At 70.0% G+C, this 24,589-nt stretch carries 26 protein-coding genes; 9 read left to right on the forward strand and 17 right to left on the reverse strand.

Annotated elements, in window-relative coordinates; translation table 11 throughout:
• The first annotated feature begins 163 nt into the window (after positions 1–163).
• Positions 164–1,150, forward strand: coding sequence for an ABC transporter substrate-binding protein (locus ACFRMN_RS10155; protein ID WP_383016162.1), 987 nt, complete (start codon positions 164–166; stop codon positions 1,148–1,150).
• Here ACFRMN_RS10155 and ACFRMN_RS10160 read toward each other — a convergent pair.
• From ACFRMN_RS10160 to ACFRMN_RS10190, 7 genes are all read right to left on the reverse strand, one after another.
• Positions 1,147–2,601, reverse strand: coding sequence for a lysine N(6)-hydroxylase/L-ornithine N(5)-oxygenase family protein (locus ACFRMN_RS10160; RefSeq protein WP_383016165.1), 1,455 nt, complete (start codon positions 2,599–2,601; stop codon positions 1,147–1,149). The genes ACFRMN_RS10155 and ACFRMN_RS10160 overlap by 4 nt on opposite strands.
• Complete coding sequence (locus ACFRMN_RS10165; RefSeq protein ID WP_383016168.1) at positions 2,598–2,783, reverse strand: hypothetical protein; 186 nt, start codon at positions 2,781–2,783, stop codon at positions 2,598–2,600. The genes ACFRMN_RS10160 and ACFRMN_RS10165 overlap by 4 nt, the downstream gene beginning before the upstream one ends.
• Positions 2,780–4,555, reverse strand: a complete 1,776-nt coding sequence (locus ACFRMN_RS10170; protein WP_383016171.1) for a pyridoxal phosphate-dependent decarboxylase family protein — start codon at positions 4,553–4,555, stop codon at positions 2,780–2,782. Before ACFRMN_RS10170 ends, ACFRMN_RS10165 begins: the two co-directional genes overlap by 4 nt.
• 32 nt (positions 4,556–4,587) lie before the next feature.
• Positions 4,588–4,854, reverse strand: coding sequence for a hypothetical protein (locus ACFRMN_RS10175; protein ID WP_383016174.1), 267 nt, complete (start codon positions 4,852–4,854; stop codon positions 4,588–4,590).
• A 48-nt stretch (positions 4,855–4,902) separates the two neighbouring features.
• The gene (locus ACFRMN_RS10180) at positions 4,903–5,217 is read right to left on the reverse strand and encodes a hypothetical protein (RefSeq protein WP_383016177.1); all 315 of its coding nucleotides are present in this window, start codon (positions 5,215–5,217) and stop codon (positions 4,903–4,905) included.
• Between the two features lie 156 nt (positions 5,218–5,373).
• Positions 5,374–6,402: a hypothetical protein gene (locus ACFRMN_RS10185; protein WP_383016180.1), complete on the reverse strand. Its 1,029-nt coding sequence runs from the start codon at positions 6,400–6,402 to the stop codon at positions 5,374–5,376.
• A 72-nt stretch (positions 6,403–6,474) separates the two neighbouring features.
• On the reverse strand, positions 6,475–7,101 hold the full coding sequence (locus ACFRMN_RS10190) for a GNAT family N-acetyltransferase (RefSeq protein WP_383016183.1): 627 nt from the start codon (positions 7,099–7,101) through the stop codon (positions 6,475–6,477).
• Positions 7,102–7,248: 147 nt separating this feature from the next.
• Between ACFRMN_RS10190 and ACFRMN_RS10195 the strand changes: the two genes are divergently transcribed.
• Positions 7,249–7,611 (forward strand): hypothetical protein, encoded by a 363-nt coding sequence (locus tag ACFRMN_RS10195; protein WP_383016186.1) that lies wholly within the window; start codon positions 7,249–7,251, stop codon positions 7,609–7,611.
• Here ACFRMN_RS10195 and ACFRMN_RS10200 read toward each other — a convergent pair.
• On the reverse strand, positions 7,568–7,708 hold the full coding sequence (locus ACFRMN_RS10200; RefSeq protein WP_383016557.1) for a DUF6126 family protein: 141 nt from the start codon (positions 7,706–7,708) through the stop codon (positions 7,568–7,570). The genes ACFRMN_RS10195 and ACFRMN_RS10200 overlap by 44 nt on opposite strands.
• Positions 7,644–8,768, reverse strand: a complete 1,125-nt coding sequence (locus tag ACFRMN_RS10205) for a methyltransferase domain-containing protein (protein ID WP_383016189.1) — start codon at positions 8,766–8,768, stop codon at positions 7,644–7,646. The genes ACFRMN_RS10200 and ACFRMN_RS10205 overlap by 65 nt, the downstream gene beginning before the upstream one ends.
• A 361-nt stretch (positions 8,769–9,129) precedes the next feature.
• Between ACFRMN_RS10205 and ACFRMN_RS10210 the strand changes: the two genes are divergently transcribed.
• The 4 genes from ACFRMN_RS10210 to ACFRMN_RS10225 all read left to right on the forward strand — a co-directional run bounded on the left by ACFRMN_RS10210 (position 9,130) and on the right by ACFRMN_RS10225 (position 13,658).
• On the forward strand, positions 9,130–10,218 hold the full coding sequence (locus ACFRMN_RS10210) for an LLM class flavin-dependent oxidoreductase (protein WP_383016191.1): 1,089 nt from the start codon (positions 9,130–9,132) through the stop codon (positions 10,216–10,218).
• Positions 10,219–10,220: 2 nt separating this feature from the next.
• Positions 10,221–10,985 (forward strand): FMN reductase, encoded by a 765-nt coding sequence (locus ACFRMN_RS10215; protein ID WP_383016194.1) that lies wholly within the window; start codon positions 10,221–10,223, stop codon positions 10,983–10,985.
• A 59-nt stretch (positions 10,986–11,044) separates the two neighbouring features.
• Positions 11,045–11,485 carry a universal stress protein gene (locus ACFRMN_RS10220; protein WP_383016197.1) on the forward strand — a complete coding sequence of 147 codons (441 nt, stop codon included), beginning with the start codon at positions 11,045–11,047 and terminating at the stop codon, positions 11,483–11,485.
• Positions 11,486–11,714: 229 nt separating this feature from the next.
• Positions 11,715–13,658 (forward strand): ABC transporter ATP-binding protein, encoded by a 1,944-nt coding sequence (locus ACFRMN_RS10225; protein ID WP_383016560.1) that lies wholly within the window; start codon positions 11,715–11,717, stop codon positions 13,656–13,658.
• 8 nt (positions 13,659–13,666) lie between these two features.
• Here ACFRMN_RS10225 and ACFRMN_RS10230 read toward each other — a convergent pair whose 3' ends face one another.
• The 4 genes from ACFRMN_RS10230 to ACFRMN_RS10245 form a co-directional block, all read right to left on the reverse strand.
• Positions 13,667–13,879: a hypothetical protein gene (locus tag ACFRMN_RS10230; protein ID WP_383016200.1), complete on the reverse strand. Its 213-nt coding sequence runs from the start codon at positions 13,877–13,879 to the stop codon at positions 13,667–13,669.
• 241 nt (positions 13,880–14,120) lie between these two features.
• On the reverse strand, positions 14,121–14,804 hold the full coding sequence (locus tag ACFRMN_RS10235; RefSeq protein WP_383016203.1) for a TetR/AcrR family transcriptional regulator: 684 nt from the start codon (positions 14,802–14,804) through the stop codon (positions 14,121–14,123).
• Positions 14,805–14,889: 85 nt separating this feature from the next.
• The gene (locus ACFRMN_RS10240) at positions 14,890–15,483 is read right to left on the reverse strand and encodes a hypothetical protein (protein WP_383016206.1); all 594 of its coding nucleotides are present in this window, start codon (positions 15,481–15,483) and stop codon (positions 14,890–14,892) included.
• 4 nt (positions 15,484–15,487) lie between these two features.
• Positions 15,488–16,021 carry a hypothetical protein gene (locus ACFRMN_RS10245; protein ID WP_383016208.1) on the reverse strand — a complete coding sequence of 178 codons (534 nt, stop codon included), beginning with the start codon at positions 16,019–16,021 and terminating at the stop codon, positions 15,488–15,490.
• Positions 16,022–16,434: 413 nt separating this feature from the next.
• On the opposite strand from ACFRMN_RS10245, the gene ACFRMN_RS10250 reads away from it, so the two are divergent.
• From ACFRMN_RS10250 to ACFRMN_RS10260, 3 genes are read left to right on the forward strand one after another with little or no spacing between them, the layout of a single operon-like run.
• Positions 16,435–19,026: a YfhO family protein gene (locus ACFRMN_RS10250; protein ID WP_383016211.1), complete on the forward strand. Its 2,592-nt coding sequence runs from the start codon at positions 16,435–16,437 to the stop codon at positions 19,024–19,026.
• Positions 19,020–20,021 (forward strand): glycosyltransferase family 2 protein, encoded by a 1,002-nt coding sequence (locus ACFRMN_RS10255; protein ID WP_383016214.1) that lies wholly within the window; start codon positions 19,020–19,022, stop codon positions 20,019–20,021. Before ACFRMN_RS10250 ends, ACFRMN_RS10255 begins: the two co-directional genes overlap by 7 nt.
• A 40-nt stretch (positions 20,022–20,061) precedes the next feature.
• Positions 20,062–20,724 (forward strand): GPP34 family phosphoprotein, encoded by a 663-nt coding sequence (locus ACFRMN_RS10260; protein ID WP_383016217.1) that lies wholly within the window; start codon positions 20,062–20,064, stop codon positions 20,722–20,724.
• 201 nt (positions 20,725–20,925) lie between these two features.
• Here the strand turns inward: ACFRMN_RS10260 and ACFRMN_RS10265 are convergent, their stop codons facing one another.
• Genes ACFRMN_RS10265 through ACFRMN_RS10280 form a run of 4 tightly spaced genes read right to left on the reverse strand, consistent with a single transcriptional unit; the run spans position 20,926 to position 24,484 of the window.
• Positions 20,926–21,531, reverse strand: a complete 606-nt coding sequence (locus ACFRMN_RS10265) for a response regulator (protein ID WP_383016219.1) — start codon at positions 21,529–21,531, stop codon at positions 20,926–20,928.
• Complete coding sequence (locus ACFRMN_RS10270) at positions 21,531–22,733, reverse strand: sensor histidine kinase (RefSeq protein ID WP_383016222.1); 1,203 nt, start codon at positions 22,731–22,733, stop codon at positions 21,531–21,533. Before ACFRMN_RS10270 ends, ACFRMN_RS10265 begins: the two co-directional genes overlap by 1 nt.
• 30 nt (positions 22,734–22,763) lie before the next feature.
• Positions 22,764–23,531 (reverse strand): ABC transporter permease, encoded by a 768-nt coding sequence (locus tag ACFRMN_RS10275; protein WP_383016225.1) that lies wholly within the window; start codon positions 23,529–23,531, stop codon positions 22,764–22,766.
• On the reverse strand, positions 23,528–24,484 hold the full coding sequence (locus ACFRMN_RS10280) for an ABC transporter ATP-binding protein (protein ID WP_383016228.1): 957 nt from the start codon (positions 24,482–24,484) through the stop codon (positions 23,528–23,530). Before ACFRMN_RS10280 ends, ACFRMN_RS10275 begins: the two co-directional genes overlap by 4 nt.
• Between the last annotated feature and the right edge of the window lie 105 nt (positions 24,485–24,589).

Here is a 24,589-nt window from a genome sequence, read left to right on the forward strand (position 1 = left end):
CGTCGCTCTTTTCGTGGCGTGCCGCACCTTTGATCCGACCTGACTTGTCGCCTGATCCGACCTGACGTGTCGCCCGGAGACTTGTTGCCCGGACGCCACGAAGATTAGGTTTGCCTTACTCGGTCCGGAAGAGTCCGGCCTGTTGCCAGGGAGGCCTCCCACCGTGTCCAGAACGCTCACCCGCCGCCGTATCACCGTGGCCGCCGCCGCCACCGCGCTCGCCGTCACGCTCGCCGGGTGCGGCAGCGACGACAAGGCCGCGGACAAGGGCGGCAAGGCCGCCGACGGCGGTGCCGGTACGCACACCGTCAAGACGGTCATGGGCGAGGTGAAGGTCAGTGACGCGCCGAAGCGGGTCGTCGTGCTGGACACGGACGCACTCGACTCGGCCGTCACCCTCGGCGTCACGCCGGTCGGCGCCACCACCGTTGTCGACAAGGCCCCCTTCTCCACGTACCTCCCCGAGGACAAGCTCAAGGGCGTCCGGCCCGTCGGCCTGATCGCCGAGCCGAACCTCGAAGCCATCGCCGCGCTCAAGCCGGACCTGATCCTGAGCAGCAAGGTCCGCGACGAGAAGAACTACACATCCCTCTCGGCGATCGCCCCGACCGTCTTCTCCGACACCACCGGGCCGACCTGGCGCGAGAACTTCGACCTGCACGCGGACGCCCTCGGCAGGAAGAACGAGGCGAAGCGGGTCGTCTCCGACTACGACGCGCACATCAAGCGGCTGACCGACGCGCTGGGCGGGGCCGCGAAGGCGAAGCGGACGAAGGTCGGCTTCGTACGTTTCGTGGAGGGCGCGGACACCCGGCTCTACCTGAACGACACCTTCGTCGGCTCCGTCCTCAAGGACCTCCAGGTCGGCCGGCCCGCCAACCAGGACACCACCGGCTTCTCGCTCGACGTCAGCCCGGAGCAGATCGACAAGGCCAACGCCGACGTCATCTTCTACTCCACCTACGGCGACGCGAAGAAGGCGAAGGAGACCGACACCGTCGGCGGCCCCCTGTGGAAGAACCTGGACGCGGTGAAGAAGGACATGGCCTTCAAGGTGGACGACAACCTCTGGATGCTCGGCATCGGCTACACCGGCGCGGGCCAGGTGCTCGACGCGATGGAGAAGAGCTTCGCCGCCGCCGCGCGTTAGAGCGTGTCCGGCCGGACAGGGCCCGGCCAGGTCCTGTCCGGCACATCCCGCCCGGCCCCCGGCACCCCGAACGTCGTCCAGGCGGCGCGCTCCGGCACCCGCAGCACCTTCCGCCCCGCGACCGCGTTGAGTATCGTCGCCGCCCGCCACGCGCCGAGTGTGAGATCGGGAGCCCCGACGCCGTGCGTGTGCAGCTCCGCGTTCTGCACGTACAGCGCGCCGGACACGCCCGCGTCCAGCGCGACCCGGTAGTCCCCGTCGATCCGGTAGCGGCCCTGTTCGTCCCAGTCCACCAGCTTCGCCATGGTGTCCAGGAAGGCCGGGCGCGCCGCCGCGTATCCGGTGGCCGCCACGATCGCCGACGTACGCACCTCGAACAGCGCGTCCTGCTCCGTATGCCGGCAGGTCAGCAGATAGCCGTCGCCGTCACGTCCGGGCTCCGCCGCGACGAGCTCGACGCCGGGGTGCAGCGCCGCGCGTGGCTCCGTACCGCCGATGGTCCGCTCGTACAGCTCGTCGTGGATCTCGCCCAGCGTCTCCTCGCTGACGCCCTTGTACAGCTGCCACTGCGCGCGTACGAGCTGTTCGCGCCGCTCCTCGGGCAGGGCGCGGAAGTACCGGATGTAGTCGGGTGTGAAGTGCTCAAGACCGATCTTGGAGTACTCCATCGGCGCGAAGGCGGGGGTACGGGCCAGCCAGCGGACGTACGGGCCGCCCGCGCCGGAACCGTCCTGGTGGCGCAGGAGATCGAGGGCGACCTCGGCGCCCGACTGGCCCGCCCCGAGGACCGTGACATCGGCGAGACCGGCCAGCCGCGCCCGGTGGGTGCGGTAGTCGGCGCTGTGCAGCACGCGCCCCGCGTGCGCGGGGGTGAGCAGCGGGCGCAGCGGCTCGGGGACGACCGGGTTCGTACCGACGCCCAGCACGATCTGCCGGGCCTGTACGCGCGAGACCGCGCCGTCGGCCGTGCGGTGGGTGACGGCGAACACCTCGTCGCGTTCGTCCCATTCCACTTCCGTGACGCGTGCGTCGAAGCGGCAGGACGGCAGGTTCTCGGCGACCCAGCGGCAGTAGTGGTCGTACTCGCGGCGCGGTATGTGGAAGCGCTCGGAGAAGAAGAACGGGAACATCCGGTCGTGTTCCCGCAAGTAGTTGAGGTACGACCAGGGGCTGGTCGGATCCGCCATGGTCACCAGGTCGGCCAGGAAGGGTACTTGGAGAACCGATCCTTCCATCAGCAGCCCGGGGTGCCAGGAGAAGGCGGGCTTGGCGTCGAGGAAGAGCGTACGGAGCCCAGGAGCGCCGTCGGAGAGGGCGGCCAGCGAGAGATTGAACGGCCCGATGCCGACGCCGACCAGGTCATATCTCTCGTGCTCGGGGCCGTACTCCGAGCCGTACTCCGGGCCGTGCTCGTGCTCGTGCCGGTGCGCATGCGTGTGTTCGGTCGTCACCGCTTGGCCTCCGCGAGGGGATGGGGAAGGTCGATGTAGCCGGACTGGGTGTGGACGTCGCCGACGAGTCCGACGAGTTCGCCGGGCATGTCGGGTCCGTCGGGTCCGTCCACACAGGTCAGATACTTGCCCTCGCGGCGCGGTGCGGCGGCCGGTAAGGCTGATGTCTTCCGTACGGTCACCGGGCTTCCTCCTCCTCTTCCTCCGCGCGCCCCGCCGCCACGACGGCGCCGAGCAGCCGCTCCACCTCGGCGGCGGTGGTGTGCGGGTTGAGCAGCGTGAGCTTGAGCCGTACGCGCCCCGGCCCCTCGCCCGGGAGTTCCGTACGGCCGACGACGGCGCTGCCCTCGCGCAGCAGCCTGCGCCGCAGGGCGGCGTTCACCGCGTCGCAGCGTGCGCCGTACTCCGCCGGAGCGCCCACGCCATCCGCCGGAGCGCCCGCCCCATCCGCCGGACGCTCTGCCGGACGCTCCGGCAGATAGCGGAACAGGAAGGCCGTCAGCACCGGTTCGGAGTGCAGCTCCAGCCGTGGATGGTCCGCGACCGCCCGCGCTCCCGATACGGCCAGATCACGGCAGGCGTCAACGAGCCGGCCCAGCCCCTCCCTGCCCAGCGTCCGCAGAGTGACCGCGATCTTGAAGGCGTCCGCCCGGCGTGTCGTACGCAGCGAGAGTCCGAGCAGGCTCGGGTAACCGGCCTCCTCGTCGTCGGCCGGATTGAGATAGACGGCCCGGCGCGCGAGCGAGGCGTACGTCTCCGACCGCCGCACCAGGAAGACCCCCGCCGCGGCCGGCTGCCAGCCCAGCTTGTGCCAGTCGAGCGAGACGGAATCGGCGAGTCCGAGACCGTCCAGGAGCGGTGCGAGCCGGTCGGAGAGCAGGGCACCGCCCCCGTACGCGGCGTCCACATGCAGCCAGGCGCCGTGCTCGGCGGCGAGCGCCGCGCACGCGCGCAGCGGGTCGATGGAGCCCGTGTCGGTCGTACCGGCGGTGGCGACGATCGCGACCGGCAGCTCCCCGCGCTCGGCGCAGCCGTCCAGTGCGGCCGCCAACGCCTCCATATCCATACGGAGTTGACGGTCGACCGGGACGGGCAGCACCGCGTCCTCCCCGAGCCCGAGCAGGGCGGCGGCGCGCTGTACGGAGAAGTGCGCGGCGGCGGAGGCGAGGATACGGGGACGGGGCGCCCGGTCCGTTCCGGCGCCGGGCACCCCCGTCAGCTCGATCTGCCGGCCGGACGCCGCGCCGAGGACCCGGTCCCTGGCCAGCATCAGGCCCATCAGATTGGACTCCGTACCGCCGGAGGTGAGCACCCCAGCTGCCTGCTCGGGCTCGTACCCGACCAGGGCGGCCAGCTCCTGGAGCAGCAGGGTCTCCAGAGCGGTGGCGGCGGGGGCCTGGTCCCAGGAGTCCTGGGACGGGTTGAGGGCCGAGACCGCCAGGTCGGCGGCGACGGCGATGGCGAGGGGCGGGCAGTGCAGATGGGCGGCGCAGGAGGCGTCCGCCGGGTCGGCGCTGCCGTGGGCGAGGAGTTCGGTGAGCCGGTCGAGCGCCTTGGCGCCGGTGACGGCGGCGGGACCGCCGAACACCTCGCCGACCGTGGCGGCGACATCCCCGGGCCGGCCCGGCGCGATGGGGCCGCCGCGCAGCCGGGCGCCCCGGGCGAGGGCGTCCATCACCGTGTCCACGAGCGGCGCGAGGGCGTCGGCGCCGCCGGTCCCGCCGGACAGCGCGGTGCCGCGGGCGCTGTCCGGTCGCGGCACGGAAGCCGGGTCCGGGGACGGGTCCGGCCTCGGGTCCGGTGACGGCTCGGGTGTCGGGTCCGGGGACGGGTCCGGCGTCGGCGTCGGTGACGGCATCGGTGGCGCCTGAGTCACGAGGCCCGCGCCGCCCACCGCGTCACCCACTGTCGCGCCCATGGCAACGCCTGCCACCGTTCCCATGTCCGTTCCCATGTCCGCTCCCATGTCCGTTCCCATGTCCGTCCTCATGAGCGCCGCCCCCGCTGCTGCTCCTGCCCCCGCTGCTGCCCCTGCCTCTGCCCCTGCCCCGACGGATACGGCAGCCGGGTCACCTCGGCCGCGCCGCCCGCGCCCCGCTCCCTGACCGCGACACCGCCGGTCGCCGACAGCGCGCCCGCGGTCATGCCGTGGTACGCGGGGTCCGCGTGAGGGGCCGCGGGATCGTCCGCGGCCGGTGCGGCGGCGGGGGCCGGCCGCCCGCTCGCGGGCAGGGTGATGGGGCGCACGGTCATGACACGGCTCCGGGGTAGGAGAAAGACAGACACGGAGAGACGGCGGGCTCAGAGCAGACGGCGCTCGGCGACGGGGTGGCCGAGGCCGAGAAGGGAGTGCGTGGCGAACTCCCATCCGCAGGAGCCCGCGTAAGGGAAAACGATCAAGTCGCTCGCGCGTACCCGGTCGATCAGGACATCGCGCGGAAGTGTGTCCTCGGGGGAGCGCGGTTCACCGACGACGGTGACGCGGGTGTTCTCGGCCGTGGGGCGCGGACACCGCTCGCCCCACTTCGGCGCCGCGTCGACGGTCGCCGAGTGGGCGGTCGCCGCGTCGACGCGCGCCGGGTCGGCTGTGGGCGTGACGGTGTTCGCTGACGGCATGGTCCCCCCGGAACGGGCTGAACTGTCGGGAACTATGACAGATCGGGGCAAACGCTTAGGCAAGCCTAACCTAATATATTCCTGTGGGTGTGCAAGGGGGCTCTGACACCCCGGACGAGCCGTGAAAATCGCCCTCAAGACCTGTCCGGCGGCCTCCTACGCGGAGTCGCTGGAGGCCGCCACCGCCACCGCCGTCTTCGCCGCCTTCTCCACCAGCGAGATCCCGGCCTCCTTGCTGACGCTGCCGCTCGACAGCACGGCCACCAGATAACCGTGCCCGTCAGCCACGATCCGGCCGATGCTGTTGATGTCCCACAGCCCCGTCGCGCTCCGCGCCAGCCACCCGTTCTTCAGCCCCGTCACCGTCCCGGCGGCCGACACCCCCCAGTCCTGGTCCGCCGCCGTCCCGCCCATCAGGCCCTGGATGTACGTCCGCGAGCCCGAGCCCAGCGGGGAATCGGAGTCGTCGCCGAACACGGCGGAGAGGAGCGCGAGCTGGTCCGACGCCGTCGACTGCGTAAGGCCCCACAGGGGCCCGCTGCCGCCGGTCGTCGCGTCCAGGCCGAGCCGCTTGTTCGCCGCGTCCAGACCGTCCGCCCCGCCGATCTCCTGCCACAGGGCGTCCGCCGAAGCGTTGTCGCTCACCTGGATCATCGAGGTCGCGTACTCCTTCTCCTGCGCGGTGAGCACCCGGCCCTGGTCCTGTGCCTCCAGCAGCAGGGCCGCCAGGATGTCGACCTTCACGATGCTGGCCGTGTCGTACGTCTTCCCGGCCTGTACGCCGTAGTCCGCGCCGTCCCCGCCCTCCACGTCGAGGACGGCCACGGAGAGGGAGGCCGTCGTGGCGTTCAGGATCGGGGCGAGCTGCTTGGAGAGCACCTGATCCGGATCGACGGAGGACGAGGGGGAGGGGGTGGGAGAAGGGGAGGCCGGGGGAGACGAAGAGGGAGACGGATCGGCCGGGGTGGCCGGTGTCGCCGACCACCCCGGATAACCCGCCCGCGACTTGGCGTCCGAGTCCCCGCTGGAGAACGGAGGGAAGTCCATGGCCACCCAGACAGCCAGGAGTACGACGGTGGCTACGGCCGCGAGGATGGGGAACGCGGCCCGGCTCCGTACAGAGCTCCGTACAGAACCGCGGGCTATGGAGCCGCGGGGGTTGCGGGCGAGTCGGTGGCGGGACATGGCGTGAGGCTAGAAAGCCTTGATGTGTCGAACATATGTCTCGCATTAAACCTTTATGAATATTTGACTCGATTACGACGTCAGTGCGCGGCTCCAGATGTCCGTATCCGTGCCGGATCCGACCACGGGCACGGACACGGCGGTGAACGGTACGGTCGCCGCCCTACCGTCCGACGAGGCATCCGACATGGAGACCGGCGGCGCGACCGCGCCCAGCCTCGTCCAGCCCCAGGACCGGAGCGCCCCCACCGCGGCCTCGTTCGCGGGGTCGACCCGCGCGGCCACCAGCGCCGCGTCCGTCCGGATCAGCAGCTGCTCGACCAGCCGCGTGGCCACACCTTCCCGCCGGTTCGCCGGCAGGACCATCAGCCCGGCGAGGGCGAAGACCTGACCGGAAACGGTCAGTTCCTCGATGTCGCAGTCCCACGGCACCTCGCCGCTCAGCGCGCGCCACCACTCCCCGGCCCGGTCCAGGACGAACCCGTACGCGTACGCCGCCGGCTTGTTCCCCCCACTGGCCACCACCATGTCGAACCCGGGCCGCTGCACATCCTCGGCGAAGGTGGCCAGAAACTCCTGGCGGTCGGGGAACTCCTCGCCATGGACACGGGGGTACGCCTCGACGTGCACATCGGCGACGGCTTCCCGCTGCTGTTCGGCCTGCCACCGGCTCAGGCGCCGAATGAACACTTCTGCCATCTGTACTCCCCCCGGCCGGTACACCGGTGTTCATCGTCGCAGGGGGAGGACCACCACGGGAATACCGAGTCCGAGGTTCCGCACATCTTCCGGAGTACGCTGGGAAAGCCGCGAATCCCGCTCATGCCGGGAGGAGGCGAGGGCAAGATGAGCAACTGGATCAGTGTCGTCGTGATCCTGGGCCTGATCGTCGTGGGCGTCATGGTGATCCACCTGGTGAACGGCCAGCACAGGAATCGCATCGCCACCTACAGCTTCGGCCGCTCCCTGTGGGAGCCCCCGAACGCGCCCCGGACCGAATCCACCGAACCCACCCGAGCCGCCGACATCGACGGCACAGGCGACACCGCCGACACCGACGGCGCTGGCGACACCGACGGCGCTGGCGACACCGACGGCGCTGGCGACACCGACGGCACTGGCGGCACAGGCGGGAGCAGCCACGGCCTTCACCGGCTGAGCAGGCTCATTTCGGGGCGTGCTCGCCGACGTAGAAAAGCAGCCGGATGAACCCGGCCAGGGCGTGCGTCGCGAAGACAGACTCATCGGAGGGCGGTTTCCCAGCGCGGCCCGGTGTCCTTGTCGCCGCTCCAGATGTACTGCTGATCCGGGGTGCGGGTCATGCCGAAGTCGTACAGATCCGGTGCCCCGGCGCTCTGCCAGGTCTGCCACGCCCGGTCGACCTCGTCGGCCAGGCGGCGGGGGCCGCCCTGATACGCCACGGCGTGGCCTTCTGTCGTCGCGACGAGCGTGGCCCAGGAAGAACGGCCGTCGTGCAGCCATGCGGTCACGCCCTGGTCGTTCTCCGTGGTGATCCGCACATCGGGAAGCATGACGCGAAGAGCGAACAGGAGACCCGAGTAGGCACGCAAGGGCGGCAAGTCCCGGGGGAAGGGTCCTTCCGTCTTCAACGCGGTATCACCGCGGACCTCATGCCAGGGCAGGCCCTGGTCAATGCCACGACTCGGCATAAACATGGCCAGGCCCTGCACCCAGCCGGTGGCCGAGCGACCGTCGGCGGCCACGGTGAGTGCCACATGGCCCAGCCTGCCCCAGGGGGTGACGATGCGGCCGCCCGGCCGTGTCTGCTCCACCCATGCCCAGGGCACCTCATCGACCGCGTATGTCGCCATGAGGCGGTCGTACGGCGCGCCTCCGGGCCGACCGTGGCCACCGTCGCCGACCTCCACGGTGACCCCAGCGCCCACCGAGTCGAGGCGCCCGCGCGCCACAGCCGCGAGCTGAGCATCGACCTCCACGCTGGTCACCGCACCCGCCCCTGCCCGCGCCGCCAGAAGCGCGGCATTCCAGCCGGCCCCTGTGCCCAGCTCCAGCACCCGGTGGCCCGGTTCCACCATGAGTGAGTCGAGCATGTCCACCACGATCGACTGGCACGACAGGCTGGAGGTCGCGAGCCCGTCCGTGATGTGCGTGATCGTCGGCTCGTCCGGCCCCGGGTAGACGAGTTCTGCCCAGCGCGCGGGGTCGGTGGTGCGATCCGCCGGGACATAGCGTGACCCGTCCCAGGACCACACCCGGTCCGGAGCGAAGCGATGCCGCGGCAGATCCTCGACGGCCTGCCGGACCCACGGAGAATCCGCAGGCCAGTCGCCTCGCGCGGCCATGGTGGACGCGAGACGGCGCCGGAGTTCGATGAGTTCTGCCACGGGCTACTTTCTGCGCGTGCCGCTGGGCGGAGGCTGGTCGGGCACCTTCCCGTCCGAGTTGCCAGGTGGTGGCTTTCCCTGGCTTGGGTCAGGATCCGGCTTGCGATGTTCTCCCACGACTACCGCCTCTCTCAGCCTCTCTCAGCGAACCCGAACGGGGCTACGCTCTCTTCTTCCCAACAGCATGTAAGCACTCACAGTGACGACTGGTGGGGGCGTTGTCGGACAGTCGCCATTGATCGCGGTCGCGAGCGCGCTGGGGGCGGGGGCGGGGGCGGAATAGGGATCGGGGGTGTGCCGCTGTAGGCTTCAGTTGAAGCTTCAACTAATACGATCCTTCGAAAGGCGAGAGGTGAGCGCGATGCAGTTCGGGATCTTCACCGTCGGCGATGTCACGCCCGACCCGACCACCGGACGTACGCCGACCGAGCACGAGCGGATCAAGGCGATGGTCGCCATCGCGCGGAAGGCCGAGGAAGTCGGGCTGGATGTCTTCGCCACCGGCGAGCACCACAACCCGCCCTTCGTACCCTCGTCGCCCACCACGATGCTCGGCTACATCGCGGCCACCACCGAGCGGCTGATCCTGTCGACGTCCACCACACTGATCACCACCAACGACCCGGTGAAGATCGCGGAGGACTTCGCGATGCTCCAGCACCTGGCCGACGGGCGCGTCGATCTGATGATGGGGCGCGGCAACACCGGGCCGGTCTATCCGTGGTTCGGTGAGGACATCCGTCAGGGCATCCCGCTCGCCATCGAGAAGTACGCCCTGCTCCACAAGTTGTGGCGCGAGGACGTCGTCGACTGGGAAGGCAAGTTCCGTACGCCGCTCCAGGGCTTCACCTCGACGCCCCGGCCGCTGGACGGCACCCCGCCGTTCGTCTGGCACGGCTCGATCCGTTCCCCCGAGATCGCCGAGCAGGCCGCCTACTACGGGGACGGCTTCTTCGCGAACAACATCTTCTGGCCCAAGGAGCACTTCCAGAAGCTGATCCGGCTCTACCGGAAGCGGTACGCGCACTACGGGCACGGCACCCCGGAGCAGGCCATCGTCGGTCTGGGCGGCCAGGCGTTCATACGGAAGAACTCGCAGGACGCGGTACGGGAATTCCGCCCGTACTTCGACAACGCGCCGGTCTACGGGCACGGGCCATCCCTGGAGGACTTCACGGAGCAGACGCCGCTGGTCGTGGGCAGCCCGCAGGAGGTCATCGAGAAGACCCTGGCCTTCCGTGACGCCTTCGGCGACTACCAGCGCCAGCTGTTCCTGATGGACCACGCGGGGTTGCCGCTGAAGACCGTGCTCGAACAGCTGGACCTGCTGGGCGAGGAGGTCGTACCCGTACTGCGCAAGGAGTTCGCGGCCCTGCGACCGGCCGGGGTCCCGGACGGTCCTGTCCACCCGGCCGCCGCCACGTCGGTGAAGGTGAAGGAGGAGGTCTGACGATGGAGCGTACGAGCACCGCGACGCGTACGAGCACCGCGACGCGTACGAGCACCGCGACGCGGACCAGCACCGCGACGCGGACGAGCGGCAGGGAGCCATTGCGGCTCGTCGCCGTATCGGCCGGGCTGAGCAAGCCGTCCTCCACCCGGCTGCTGGCGGACCGGCTGGCGGAGGCGACCAGCCGTGAACTGGCCGCCGAGGACCGGAAGGCCGAGGTCGAGATCGTCGAACTGCGCGATCTGGCCGTCGAGATAGCGAACCACCTGGTCACCGGCTTTCCGGCGGGCGCGCTGAGCGCGGCGCTGGAGGCGGTGACCGGGGCGGACGGGCTCATCGTCGTGAGCCCGGTCTTCGCGGGCTCGTACAGCGGACTGTTCAAGTCGTTCTTCGACCTGATCGAGCCGGACGCGCTCACCGGAACGCCCGTACTGCTCGCCGCCACCGGCGGCACCGCGCGCCACTCGCTCGTGGTGGAGCACGCGATGCGCCCGCTGTTCTCGTATCTGCACGCGCTCACCCTGCCGACGGCCGTCTTCGCGGCGACCGACGACTGGGGCGCGGGCGCCGACGCGTACGCGGGCGGGCTGCCGGCCCGGATCGACCGCGCCGGTGGCGAGTTCGCCCGGCTGTTGCGGGGGCTGACGCCCGAGACCGGCGCGAGGGGGCAGAAGGGCCGAGATGTGGGTGAGAGGGACGATCTGGATGAGGGGGACGAGGTAGACGAGGTGGTGCCCTTCGAGCACCTTCTCGCGAGCCTTGAGTAGGTTTGCCCCCTGGGGGAAATCGGATCAAAAGCGAAAAATCAATCCGCGGGAGGAACGTCATGAGCGGCACCATCGTGGTCGGCGTCGACGGCTCGGAGCCCTCACTGAAGGCGCTGCGCTGGGCCGTACGGCAGGCGAAGCTGACCGGTGACGAGGTGGGCGCGGTGATCGGCTGGGAGTACCCGGCCACCGGCTGGGCGGGCATGCTGCCCGGAATGCCGCCGGAGTTCGAACCGGAGCAGCTGGCCTGGCAGATCCTGGACGAGGCGGTGGACAAGACGCTGGAGGCGGACGTCGCGGCCGTGGTCGAACGCCGCGTCGTCGCCGGCCCCGCCGCGCAGGTCCTGCTGGACAGCTCGGAGGGGGCCTCCCTCCTTGTGGTGGGCGACCGTGGGTACAGCGGCTTCAAGGCGGCCCTGCTCGGGTCGGTGAGCCTGCATGTCACGCAGCACGCGAAGTGCCCGGTGGTCGTGGTGCGGGGCGAGATCACCGAGGACTGACACCGGCCACCGGCCACCGGCCCGGAAACGGTGTCCGGCGCGCGGGCCCGGGAGTGTGCGCCGGGTGTGCTCCGTTCACGCCGGGTTCGCTGCCGTGAGCGCCCTTCGACCTGGGCATCGAACAGCCATGGCATCGCGACGGAAACCCCGTACCACCAGTGAGGTCACCAGCGAGACGGAGGAGGTCACCAGCGAGACGGAGCGCGTGGAGTCGTCCGAGTCCGAGGAGATGCTGTTCGGCGGGCCGCTGCGGTACGACATGGGCTGGAACAAGCATGACGACGCCTTCCTCCAGCTCAACCTACGGTCCATGATCACGCGGCTGCCGCGACTGGTCGGTACGACGGCCCGCTTGGCGTGGGAGGCGGACAGGGCCGCCCTGCGCCTGGTGACCTGCGCGGAGATCGGCCGGGGGATCAGCCAGGCGGTCGGGCTGATCGCCGTGAACCGCGTCCTCGGACATCTCCTGAGCGACGGCACCACCGCCGAGCGGCTCACCCACGCGGGCCCGGCGCTGGCTGTCGCCGGCGGGACCGCGCTGGCCGGCGCGGTGCTGCGGGCCCTGTCCACCGCCGGTACGGGACAGTTGGAACCGAAGGTCGAACGGGTCGCCACCGAGCGGTACTTGTCACATACCGCCAATGTCGAGCTGGAAGCGGTCGAGGACGACGAATTCCACAAGCTCCTCGACAGCGCCCAGTACGGCGCCGGTTCGGCCCGGCGGATGGTGCAGTACTGCCAGAACGTCCTCAACGCCCTGATGTCGCTGATCGCCGCCGCCGGCGTTCTCGCCGTACTGCACCCCGTACTGCTCCCGCTGCTCATCGCGATGACACTGCCCAGCGCCTGGGCCGCCCTGTCGATGGCTCGGCGCCGTTACGTCTCGTTCCAGGTGTGGGTGCAGCACTCACGGGCCGGGAGTCTGATCAGCCATCTGCTGATCTCCACCGACGCGGCGCCGGAGATTCGGGTCCACAACGTCGGACCGTTCCTGCTGCATCACTTCCGCGAGATGTCGCGGTCGCAGGAGGCGGAGCAGCGCAGGCTCGCCCGGCTCGCAGCCCGTACGGGGCTGATCGCCGCCGGATGGACCGGGCTGGCGGCGGGCGCCGCGTACGCCACGCTCGGCGGGCTGCTGTGGACCGGAGCGATGGCGCTCTCCGTCGGCGGCACCGCCGTACTGGCCATCCGCACCGGCTCCTCCAGCCTGGAGAATCTGGTGCTCCAGGTGAACTACCTGCACGAGGAGAGCCTGTTCGTCGGGGATCTGCACCGGCTGTGCGAGGAGGCCGTCGAGCGCGCGATACCGGTCGGCGGGCTTCCGCTGCCCGAGAAGCCGGAGACGATCACCTTCGAGGACGTCGTCTTCACCTACCGGGGCAAGGACAACAAGCGCGCGCTCGACGGCGCCAGTCTCACCATCCCCGCCGGCCGGATCGTCGCGCTGGTGGGGGAGAACGGCAGCGGCAAGTCCACCCTGGTCAAGCTGTTGTGCGGGCTCTACCGACCGGACTCCGGCCGCATCCTGTGGGACGGGGTCGACGCGGCGGAGGCGGACCGGCGGGAACTGGTCTCGCGGGTCGCGGTGGTGGGCCAGGACTTCTACCGGTGGCCCTTCACCGCCACGGTGAACGTCAGCATCGGACGGCCCGAGGTGCCGGTGAGCCGGGAGCGGCTGGACGCGGCCGTACGGTACGCGGGCGCCGAGGAGCTGATAGCCGAGCTGCCGCGCGGCTGGAAGACGCTGCTGGCCCGTGGGTACAAGGGCGGCCACCAGCTGTCCGGCGGGCAGTGGCAGCGGATCGGTCTCGGCCGCGCCCACTACCGCGCCGGACAGATCCTCATCGTCGACGAGCCGACCTCGGCGCTCGACGCCAAGGCCGAGCAGCAGCTCTTCGAGCAGATCCGCAGCCTCGCCGACTCGGGCCAGACGGTCATCCTGATCACGCACCGGCTCGGCTCGGTACGGGCGGCGGATCTGATCCATGTCCTGGACCGGGGGCGGGTCGTGGAGAGCGGCACCTTCTCGGAGCTGCTGTCGGACGAGGTCGAGGGCCCGAAGGTCTTCCGCGGCCTGTACCGGATCCAGGCGGCCCAGTACGCGACGGACAGCCCGGCCCCTTCCGTCCCGCCCGTCCCTTCCGTCCCGTCCGTCCCTTCCGTACCGTCCTAGGCCGAGCGTCAGAAGTGGACGATGAACCGCGTCACCTGCCGACGGAACCGGACGCTGGTGCCGGAGGGGACTCCAGGCGTTCGCCCCCGGCCGTCCTCAAGACCCCGCGCCTTGGCGGCCACTGCCTCGCGGACGTAGTTCAAGAACGCGAGCAGGGTCGACTTCTCGCCGGAGTCCGTGCCGGGAGGGCCTACGTCGCGGCGTCGTTGGGTCTCTGTCACCGAGGCACCCTAGCGTGATCCCACTTCCGAGCCACGGCCTAGGTCCTGTCTTCAAAGTAGCGCCGTCCGCCCGGAGGGCGGGCTCGGAGGCGGCCGGTGCGTGCGATCGCAAGGCGGAGGGTCGCCCCAGTACTGGATGTACTGGGGTGATCCCGACAACGCCGCGAGCGTGCGTGCCGGGCGTCGCCGAGCAGGCGGGACTTTGAAGACAGGGCCTAGGTCCTGTCCGACCGGACAGGGCCTAGCGGGCGCGGTGCGGACCCAAGTCGTGGAGGACACTGCCGAGTTCATCGAGGGTGAGGGGCGGTGCGGGAAGCGGTACGGCGGGTACGGCGGGTCCCGCGCGCAGGCCGTCGAGGAGAAGGGCGAGATAGCGCCGCCAGGCATCGGGGGCCGTGGTGGTCAGGGCGGGCACGGCGCGGCCGAGCGCGGCCAGACTGAAGAGCAGGTCCTCGGTGGTGATGTCGTGACGCATCACCCCTTGCCGCTGGGCGCGCGCCAGGAGGAGGCCGACCGTCTCCCGGTTCTCGGCATGGAGGGCTTCCAGCGAGGGCACGCCCCGTACGCCGGTGGTCATCAGGTCATTGGCCCCGCGGTCGGCGGCCAGCCCCGCGAAGATCGACGAGAGATACGTCGTGAGCCCGGCCCAGGCATCGTCGCTCAGCCGCGCCTCCTCACCGGCGCGCTGCGTCTCACCGAGGGACTTGTGGAAGACGGCCTCGATGAGTGCGGCCCGGTCGGGGAAGTGCCGGTACAGAGTGGCGTTACCGACGCCGGCACGCCGAGCGATCTCGTCCAGCGACGCGTCGAGCCCCTGCTCGGCGAACACATCCCGCGCGGAGGCGATCAGCAACTCCCGATTGCGCTGAGCATCGCGCCGCAGCGGCGCCGCTTTCGCCGCCGGTTTCCGCTCGCTGGCTCCCATGACCACCCTTCCAGGGAAAGCGTGGAGCGCTCCCCGATTCAGATGCTACTGGGCGGGGCGGGGCGGGGCGGGGGGGCCTCGGTTCTCACGCCAGCAAGAACGCCGTCGCCGTCGCCGCGCCCAGGGTCGCTCCGGCGATTGTCTGGGCGAGGGTGTGGAACTTCAGGGCTACGCGGGACCAGCACACCGCGGTGGTCATGGCGTACCCGAGCAGCCACCAGGGGGAGTGGGCCGCGGCGAGCAGTGCCACGACGGCCGAGGCGACCGCCGAGTCGACCGAGATCTTCCATACGGTGTTCACGGCCAGGAGCAGGACCGTCATCGCCCAGAGGGCGAGCATCGTGATGAGGATGCCCGTCGGGGCCCTGCCGAGCACCATGATGACGGAGCCGGTGCCGATCGAGCCGAGGATGACGAAGAAGATCGGCGCGCGTTTCGTACGGTCGACAACGTGGCGGTCGTCCCACGTACCCCGCTTGCGTTCCCATTCGATATAGCCGGCGGGTATCAGTCCGGCGCACAGGGCGGCGAGCAGGCCCCAGGGCAGACCGGTCCAATCCCCCGCGGCGGCGAGGCCGATGGCGAGCATGCCGAACAGCAGGACGTTACGGGGCTGGAAGATGTCCGTGACGGTGCGGGCCGTGGTGACGGCGCGGTCCGCGGTGGTGGTGGTGCGCACGCCTTTACTGCCGTTCCGGCTCGGCTTTCGGGTCCGGTTTCGCGTTCGTACTCCCGTCACCCGTGCCCCTGCCATTCCCCCTCCGTCCCCCATTGGTGTCCTCCAGCAGCGACAACGCGACTTGCAGCAGTTCCGGGGGTAGTCCGTCGCAGTCCGGAGCGCGCGCCGCGATTCCGCTGATCTCGCCCGTACGGCTCTTCGCGAGGAACCGGAGTCCGGCCACGACGTCGTCGATGACCTGGGACTTCTCCTTGAAGAAGCGCCAGTCCACACCGAAACCCAGCCCGAGGGCCCGCAGGATCTCCTCCGACGGCTGGGTGACCTTCCCGGCGAGGATGTTGGAGAAGTAGCTGTGGGAAAGGGAGCCGCCGCGCTCCTTGACCAGGTCCGCGAAGACCCGCCCCGAGATCGTCTGCCCTGGGAAGGTCTTCTCCATCATGTACTCGACCTTCTGACGCAGCGTCCGCAGTTCCGGCGCGCGCTCCTCGCCGTCGCCGTCGCCGACTTCGGCGCCGACGGCGTTGACATCGTTGTCCATCCTGGCCCCCGATTTCGGTCAACGGGCTCGTACCGTAACCGGCCCCGATGAGGACGCCCCAGGGTCGGAACTGGCTTGCACAACCACTTTACGTCGCTGTTAACTCGAAAAAACATGGGCAGGGGGCCACGAGGGGAGTCCCCTGCCCGTGCGAGTCACGGGCGGTCAATTCCGCTGCGGCGCAGGTGAATCCGGCCGCGGCGAATAGGCGTAGCCCTTCGCGACGGGGGATGCGCGAAGGGCTACGCGTCCCATTATGACCCCTCGTCAGGGAATTCCGACAGCGGATCGGCCGCGGACTCCCGGACGCGTGGCCGCGCGGGCGCGGTGTTGACGTCCGAATGTGCCCTCCACGCGCCCTAAATGTGCTCTACATCACCGCAACGCGGCGGGTTCCGGGGACAGATCTCAGTGTGAAACCTATCGGCCGCGCCGCGTGTCTCGCCGCCCTGATCACCGCCACGGCGCTGTGCGCCGGTGACGCGCTCGCGCGTGTCTTTCCGTTCGGGCCACGGACCCGTGCCGTGAACGATCTGGGCAACCAGTACGTCCCGTACCACGCCTATCTGTGGGACCTGCTGCACGGCAGGGCCGACGGCGATCTGTTCGTCAACTGGCGCTCCGGCTTCGGCTCCAGCCTGCTGCCCGACCTCGGTACGTACCTCACCAGCCCCTTCGCCCCGCTGGTCGCGCTCTTCCCACGGGACGAGATCGATCTCGCGGTCTATGTGATCACCGTCGCGAAACTGGCCGCGGCCGGTGCCGCGATGGCCTGGCTGCTGCTCCGGCTGCGTCCCGGGCGCTGGTGGGTCGCGGGGGCGCTGGGCGGCTCGTACGCCCTGTGCGGGTGGGCCCTGGCGGACGCCGTGTACAACACGATGTGGCTGGACGGCCTGATCGCCTTCCCGCTGCTCTGCCTGGTGGGTGAGTGGGCGACGGCCGGCCGTCGCCACGTGCTCGGTGTGCTGGTGGTCGCGGTCGTCTGGACCGCCAACTTCTACACCGCGTACATGGCCACGCTCGGAGCCGGACTCCTGCTCCTCGCCCGGCTGTTGTCGGCCGACTCGTACTCCGTCCGGGAGCGTCTTGTCGCGCTGCGGCGGGCCGCCCTGACCAGCGCGCTGGGAATGGGGCTCGCCGCGCCGGTGGTCGTCGTCGTCTACTTCGGGACGCTGCACGCGTACCCGGGCCGGAACACCGTGTTCTCGGCGGTCCCGTGGACCGACGTCCTCGCCCGGCTGCTGCCCGCCACGTACAGCTTCGGGAGCCCGTCCCTGTACGTGAACACCGCGGCGCTGCTGCTCGCACTCACCCTGCCGTTCAACACGGCGGTGCCGCGACGGGTGCGCCTGGTGCTGACGCTGCTCGTGGTCGCGGTGGCGCTGTCGCTCCAGTGGGGCCCCACGCATCTGGTCTGGAACGCGTTCAGCACCCCCAACGGGAGCGCCTACCGGCAGGCGTTCGTCCTGTGCGGGCTGCTGGTGATCGCCGCGTGGTGCTCGTTCGCCCACGGGGTTCCCGGCCCGCGTCCGCTACTGGCCGCGAGCGGAGTGCTGGCGCTCGTCGTGGCCGGGGCGAGTGTCAGCGGCCTGGTCAATCGGTGGTCGGTCCCGATCGCGCTGGTGGGCGCCGCCTCGGGGGCCGTCGTGCTCGCTCTCATGGCCGCCGGACGGTCCCGTCCACGGGCGGTCGTCGCCTTCTGCGCGGCCTTGCTGATCACCGTTCAACTGGGCCAGTCGGCAGCGACCACGGCCCTCGCCGACAAGCTGAGGCTGGCGCACGCGGACGACTACGCGCCCTGGGGCGCGCGGCAGCGCGACCAGAGCGATGCCATCGCGCGGGCGGACGACTGGCCGCGCCACCGCACCGAGCCGGGCCGTGAACAGACCGTCGCGAACGACCCGTTGCTCGTCGGCGGCCAGGGCGCCCAGTACTACAGCAGCCTGACCTCCGATGTCCTCAGCCGTACGCTCACGGCGCTCGGCGGCGGCTGGACCTCGCGGGGACGGTCGGTGCAGAGCCTGGACAACCCGGTCACGGACGTCCTCTTCTCCGTGGGAGCCCGGGTGAGTTCTCCTCCCGACCCGCACCAGAAGTGGAATCCGCGGGAGGGCGGCGCACCGGTGGTCACGCGGCGGGAGGTGCCGCCGCTGGTCACCGTCCGGCCCGCCGGTCCCGTACCGGAGTTCGGGGCCTCGGCCTTCCGCAACCAGGAGAAGCTGCTCGGCGCCCGGGTCTATACGGTGCCGCGGATCCGGCCCGTCGCGACGCGCCCCGGTGCCGCCGCCCGCATCAGCGCGACCTGTCCGGCCGGCAGTGAGGCGCAGCTGTGGGCGCCGCACTACTCGGGCACCGCGCGCCTGACGGACGCGGCTCCCGACAGGGGGCCGCGCACCACCGTGAGCCGGTTCCAGGCCGACCCCCTGGCCGATCTCCAGCCCGACCCCCAACCCGACCCCCAACCCGGCACCCGACCCGACTCCCACCCCGACAACCGCCGCGTCACCAAGATCGCCGCGATGCAGCCGCTCGGCACCGTCCCGCCCTCCGGGCGCGTCACGATCGAACTCCGCCCCGACAAGGGCGGCGCCGTCCCGGACGGCGCTCTCGGCTGCCTGGACACCGGCCGCCTGAGCGAGACCACGCACCGTCTCAAGACCACCGGAGCCACTGAGGTCCACGTCTCCGGCCACACCGTGACGGCCGAACTCCCCGCGCACGCGGAGGGGTTCGCCGTGCTCGCCGTCCCGCGTATCGCCGGCTGGCGATGTGCCGCGGGCGACTCCGCCCCGCGGCCCGCGGACTCGTACCTCGGCCTCGTCGCCGTACCGCTCGCAGGCTCCTCCGCCCCGACCACCGTCCGCTGCGACTTCCGGCCCCCGGGCCTGCGCATCGGCGCATGGGTGGGAGGTGCCTCTCTCCTCATCCTTCTCGTCCTCATCGCCTACCGGGCCCGGCACACACGGTCCTCGCGGCGAAAGACCCATCAGGGGGAACCATGCTGATTTCCATCGTCGTTCCATGCTTCAACGAGGAAGCGGTGATCGACCGTTTCCACGAGCGCGTCACCGAAGAGACCTCCGCGCTCGACCACGGCTCCGACCTCGACACGTCGTTCGAATTCGTCTTCGTGGACGACGGCAGCAGCGACAAAACACTGCTCCATCTCAGCCGACTCGCCGACACGGACCCGCGCGTCCGCTATATCTCCTTCAGCCGTAACTTCGGCAAGGAAGCCGCGATGCTCGCCGGTCTGGAACACGCCGCCGGTGACGCGATCGTCATCATGGACGCGGACCTCCAGCATCCGCCGGAACTCATTCCGCGCATGGTGGAACTGCACCGCGACGGCTACGACCAAGTCATCGCCCGGCGCACCCGGAAAGGGGACCGGTTCAGCAGGACCCTCACCGCGCGGGCCTACTACTGGCTCATCAACCGCTTCATGGACGTGGAGATCGTGGACGGCGTGGGGGATTTCCGGCTGCTCTCGCGCCGGGCGGCGGACTCCGTCACGGCCCTTACCGAGTACAACCGATTCTCCAAGGGCCTCTTCGCTTGGGTGGGCTTTCCCAGCACGACGTTCAATTACGAGAACGCCGTACGCGAGGAAGGCACCAGTAAATGGAGCTTCGGCAAACTCGTCAACTACGGTCTGGACGGCCTGCTTTCCTTCAACAACAAGCCCCTGCGCGCCGCCGTGCATCTCGGTGTCACCCTGATGGTGATCGCGGCCATGTACGCCGTGTGGATCGTGGGCGGAGTTCTGACGCGTGGCGTCGACACCCCGGGATTCGCGACGCTGCTGGTGGTCATCACCGCACTGGCCGGGGCGCAGATATCGATGATCGGGATCGTCGGCGAATACATCGGGCGCATCTATTACGAGGTGAAGCGGCGCCCGCACTATCTCGTGAAGGCGTCCAACACCCCGACGGTCGGTGTATCGCTGTCGGATCAGGCCGGGGTGGAGCGACGAGCGATCCGGACCGTACGCTGATGGTGTTTACCCCCCCACGGCACCCGGAGAGGCAACAGATATGGAAACGACGCTGGGCGAAGAGCTCTTGCTGCTTTCGCTGGACGACAAATGGGGCTACGAGAAGGAGCCGGAGAAGGTCGCCTGGGCGATCGCGGCGGCGTCCCTCGTGGATCTCGCGCTGGCAGGGCGGATCGAGGTGACCGAGAAGGTGGTCTCCGTCCGTGACCCCGCGCCGCTCGGTGTGCCCAGCCTCGACGCCGCGCTCGCCGACATCGTCGGTTACGACAAGCCGGGCAAGGTCAAGGACTGGCTGCATCACCTGAAGAAGCCGGCGGTGTCCGGCGCGACGGACGGTCTGGTGGCGAAGGGCCTGGTCCGCAAGGAGACCAAGAAGGTGCTTGGGCTCTTCCCCGTGCGCCGCTATCCGGAGGCGGACGGGTCGGCCGAGGCGTCGGTACGGGAGCGGCTTGACGAGGTGGTGCTGCGGGGCGAGGCCCCCGACGACCGTACGGCTGGGCTGGTGGCCCTGCTCCACGGCGCGAAGCTGCACAAGCTGGCGTTCCCGGACGGCGACGCGCGCGCGGTGGAGTCGCGGACGGCGGCGATCGCCCAGGGCCAGTGGGCGTCGCCCGCCGTACGGAGCATCATCGACGCGGCGCAGACCGCGCTGACGGCGATGGTCGCCACGACGACGATCGGGGTGGTCATGGGCGCCAGTTGAGGCGCCCCGGCCCGGTACTCCCCGGCGGTCGTGTGCCCGAGCGGCGCGCGACCGCCTCCCGTATGTGCGACCGCCTCCGTACGCCGTACGAACCGACGTACGGAGGCGGGTAGATCCGTCAGCGAGGCCCAGCGAGGCTCAGCAAGGCCCAGTAAGGCCAAGTGGGACCCGGCAAAGTCCAGCAAGGCCCGTACCGCTCGCTCAGATCCAGCCCCGCCGCTGCGCCAGATACGCCGCCGCGTGCCGGTTCTCCACCCCCAGCTTGGTGGTCACCGCCGACAGGTAGTTGCGTACGGTGCCCTGTGCCAGCGCCGCCCGCTCCGCTATGTCCTCTATCGGCGCGCCGTCCGCGGCCAGCGTGAGCAGATCGGCCTCCCGCGAGGTCAGCGGCGAGTCACCGGCGCTGATGGCGTCCGCGGCCAGGGTGGAGTCGATGTAGCGGCTGCCGCCGTGCACGCTGCGGATGATCGAGGCGAGTTCCTGCGCGGACACCGTCTTCGAGACGAAGCCCTGGACTCCGGAGGCCAGCGCGCGCTTGAGATGACCGGGCAGGCCGTGGCTGGTGACGATAAGCGTCTGACAGCCGGGCAGGCTGCGGCTGAGATCTTCCGCGACGGTGATGCCGTCCTTGCCCGGCATCTGGAGGTCGAGAACGGCGACATCGGGTTTGTGGTGGCGGGCCATGGCCACGGCCTCGGGGCCGGTCGAGGCTTCGGCGACGACCTCCAGGTCGCGCTCGAAGGTCAGCAGCGCGGCCAGCGCGCCGCGGATGAGGTGTTCGTCATCGGCGAGGAGGACCCGGATCATTACGATTCCCCGTTCGGTATACGCACAGTGAGTCGATAGGTGTTCTTCGGCCCGTAGCCGTGGCAGAGGTCGCCGCCGAGTGGCGCGAGCCGCTGCCTCAGCCCGTCCAGACCGGTCCCCTGGCATGGACCGTCGCCGGACGCGGCATCGTCGTCGGACGTGGCACCGTCGTTGGTCACCTGGAGTTGGGTTCCCTTGCCGTCGCGGCGATCCACGGTGATGGTGCAGTGGGTGGCCTGGGCGTGCCGCAGTACGTTGGTGACGGCCTCCCTGACGACCCATCCCAGCGCGATCTGGGTCTTCTCCCCGAAGCCGCCCGCCGGCGGGGCGTGGTGGATGACGCAGGTCGTGCCGGCCGCTTCCAGGACCGCGCGGGCGCCGTCGAGTTCGGCTTCCAGGTCGGTGGTGCGGTAGTTCCGTACGACGTCCCTGATCTCCTTGTGCAGTTCGCGCGCGAGGCGCTGCACCTCGACCATCTCCGCCTGCGCCTTGGGGTGCTGGGTGAGCCGGGCGGCCAGTTCGCCCTTGAGCGCGATGACGGACAGGTTCCGCCCGATCACATCGTGCAGATCGCGGGCGAACCGGAGCCGTTCCTCCGCCACGACCAGCCTGGCCTGTGATTCCCGGGCCGCGTCCAGCTGCCACATGACGGCCAGGAACCACACGGAGGAGTGCATGAGAAGGCCGATGACCGCCCATCCCGTCGCGGTGACGGTGAGGACGGGCAGGGTCATCCGGGGGTCGAGATAGAGACTCACGGTCGTGGCGGCGGCGGTCTCGGCGAGCGCGGTGCTCGCGTAGAGCCGCAGATTGGTCGTGGGCGACAGGGCGAAGGCGAGCGGCAGCGCCAGGACGACCGACAGCGTGGCGATCGACTGCGTTCCGGTCAGCCATCCCGAGTCGTACAGGTAGGGCATCAGGGCGAGTTGGAGCGCTGTGAGTACTCCGATTCCCAGCAGCAGCGGTACCGGGAGGATCTGTCGTCCGATGCCGTAGGCCACGGCCGTGGTCGCGCCGATCCCCTGGACGGTCGTCAGCGCCGCGGCCAGGCCGACGGCCGAGGTCGACGCGCCGCCGCGCTGGAGTTGGGCCAGTAACGGCCAGAGGAGGGAAGCGAGCAGGAGCCAGGGCATGGAACAGAGCATCCAACGTGTGTAGACCGTGGCCTTGTGCACATTGGTCTGGTGCGGCGAGGTCCCCATTTCGCTTCCTCTTCCCCGTTGGTCATGCGGTCAGTCTCTGGGCTCCCAACGGAACCACCGCCGTACACCCCAGGTCGCCAGGGCGGTCCAGGCGACGATCGTGACGACCTTGATGAGTGTGGAGCCCAGGCCCGCATCCTCTCCGGTCCAGCCCGACTGGACCAGGCTGATGGCTGGGGTGAGCGGGAAGTACCCGAGGACGTCTCCGAAAATGTCCGGCAGAACACCCATGGGGATAAGGGTTCCTGAGGTCAGCAGGAGGAAGAGGAAGCCCATGGTGCTGACTCCCTGGGCGCTCTCCGCGGTGCGGGCCACGGCGGTGGTGAGCGCGGCCACGGCGGTGGTCATGAGGGCGCCGAGCACGATGCCGAGGAGCGCCAGATGCGGGGCGGCGGGCGCGCCGAGACCGGCGATGACCGTGACGGCCGCGGCGATCAGGGCGAACTGGAGGACGGCGACGACGATCATGGGGACGGCCGGGCTGGCCAGGATGACGGTGTCGTTGACCTCGCCGGTGCGCAGCCGCTTGAGGAGATGGTCCTCGCGGCGCAGCACGTAGACGCCGGTGAGGGGCGCGTACAGGGCCATGACCAGGACGATGCCCGCGGAGGTGGAGATCATCACCTGGCCCATGGCGAGACCGGCGCCCGCCAGGTCGTACTGGTCCATGAAGGTGGTGGTGCCCATGGTGATCAGTACGGGGATGACCAGCACGTTGAACAGGTTGGTCTTGCTCCGGGCGAAGAGGCTCAGCTCGACCCGGCTGAGCGCGGTGAGGTGTGCGACGGCGGTACTCATTCGGTGCCCCTCGTGGCGGTACGGGCGACGCGCAGGAACGCTTCCTCCAAGGAGGCGGAGCTGGCGTCGAGTTCCTTCAGGTCGATGCCCTTGTAGCGGGCCCAGAACAGGACTTCGGTCGTGGTGTGCTGGAGATCGTCGGTGGACAGCTCCATCCGGCCGTCCTTGCCGGCGGCGATGGTGGCCCGCAGGTCGTCCGCGGAGGGGAGGTCGTCGGTGCCGAGGCCCGGCGGGAGGCGGAAGGCGAGGGTGGAGGGGTGGGCCGCGACGATCTCGGGCACCGTTCCGGATGCCGCGATCTCGCCCTGGTGCATGATGGCCAGATGGTCGGCGAGTCCTTCGGCCTCTTCCAGGTAGTGCGTGGTCAGGACGATGGTGGCGCCGTCGTCGTTGAGCTGTTCGATGATCCGCCAGGTGTCGTGACGGCCCTCGGGGTCCATTCCGGTCGTCGGTTCGTCCAGGAAGAGGAGATCGGGCCGGCCGAGTGTGGCCATGGCGAGATCGAGCCGTCGCTTCTCGCCGCCCGACAGGCTCTTGACGGTGACGTCGCCGCGGTGCCCGAGCCCCACCATCTCGGTGGCCTCCGCGACGGGGCGCGGGTCGGTGGTGACGGACGCCCACATTCGGACCGTCTCGTCGACGGTGAGGTCGGTGGCGAAACCGCCGTGCTGGAGCATGACGCCCGTGCGCGGCCGGGTGTGCTTCCGGTCGGAAAAGGGGTCGTGCGCGCCGAACAGCCGAATACTGCCACCGGTGGGGCGGGCGAGACCTTCGAGCAGTTCGACCGTAGAGGTCTTTCCTGCTCCATTTGTCCCGAGGAGCGCGAAGATTTCGCCCTTCGGAACAGCGAAGTTGACGCCCCGAACGGCGGCGAAGCCACGCTTGTCATCGGGCCCGTATCGCCGCCAAAGGTCTGTGACCTCGATCACATTTTCTGCTCCATTGGCATCCATGGGCGAAATCGTCCCCGATGAATGACGCCCACCCCGATGAGAACTGTCATGGCCTCTGATGACGGACGTCATATCGACTTGTGACACATGTCAGAAGACGGACGA

Origin of the sequence: Streptomyces sp. NPDC056835, from assembly GCF_042789485.1 — a bacterium.
Classification (GTDB): Bacteria; Actinomycetota; Actinomycetes; order Streptomycetales; family Streptomycetaceae; genus Streptomyces.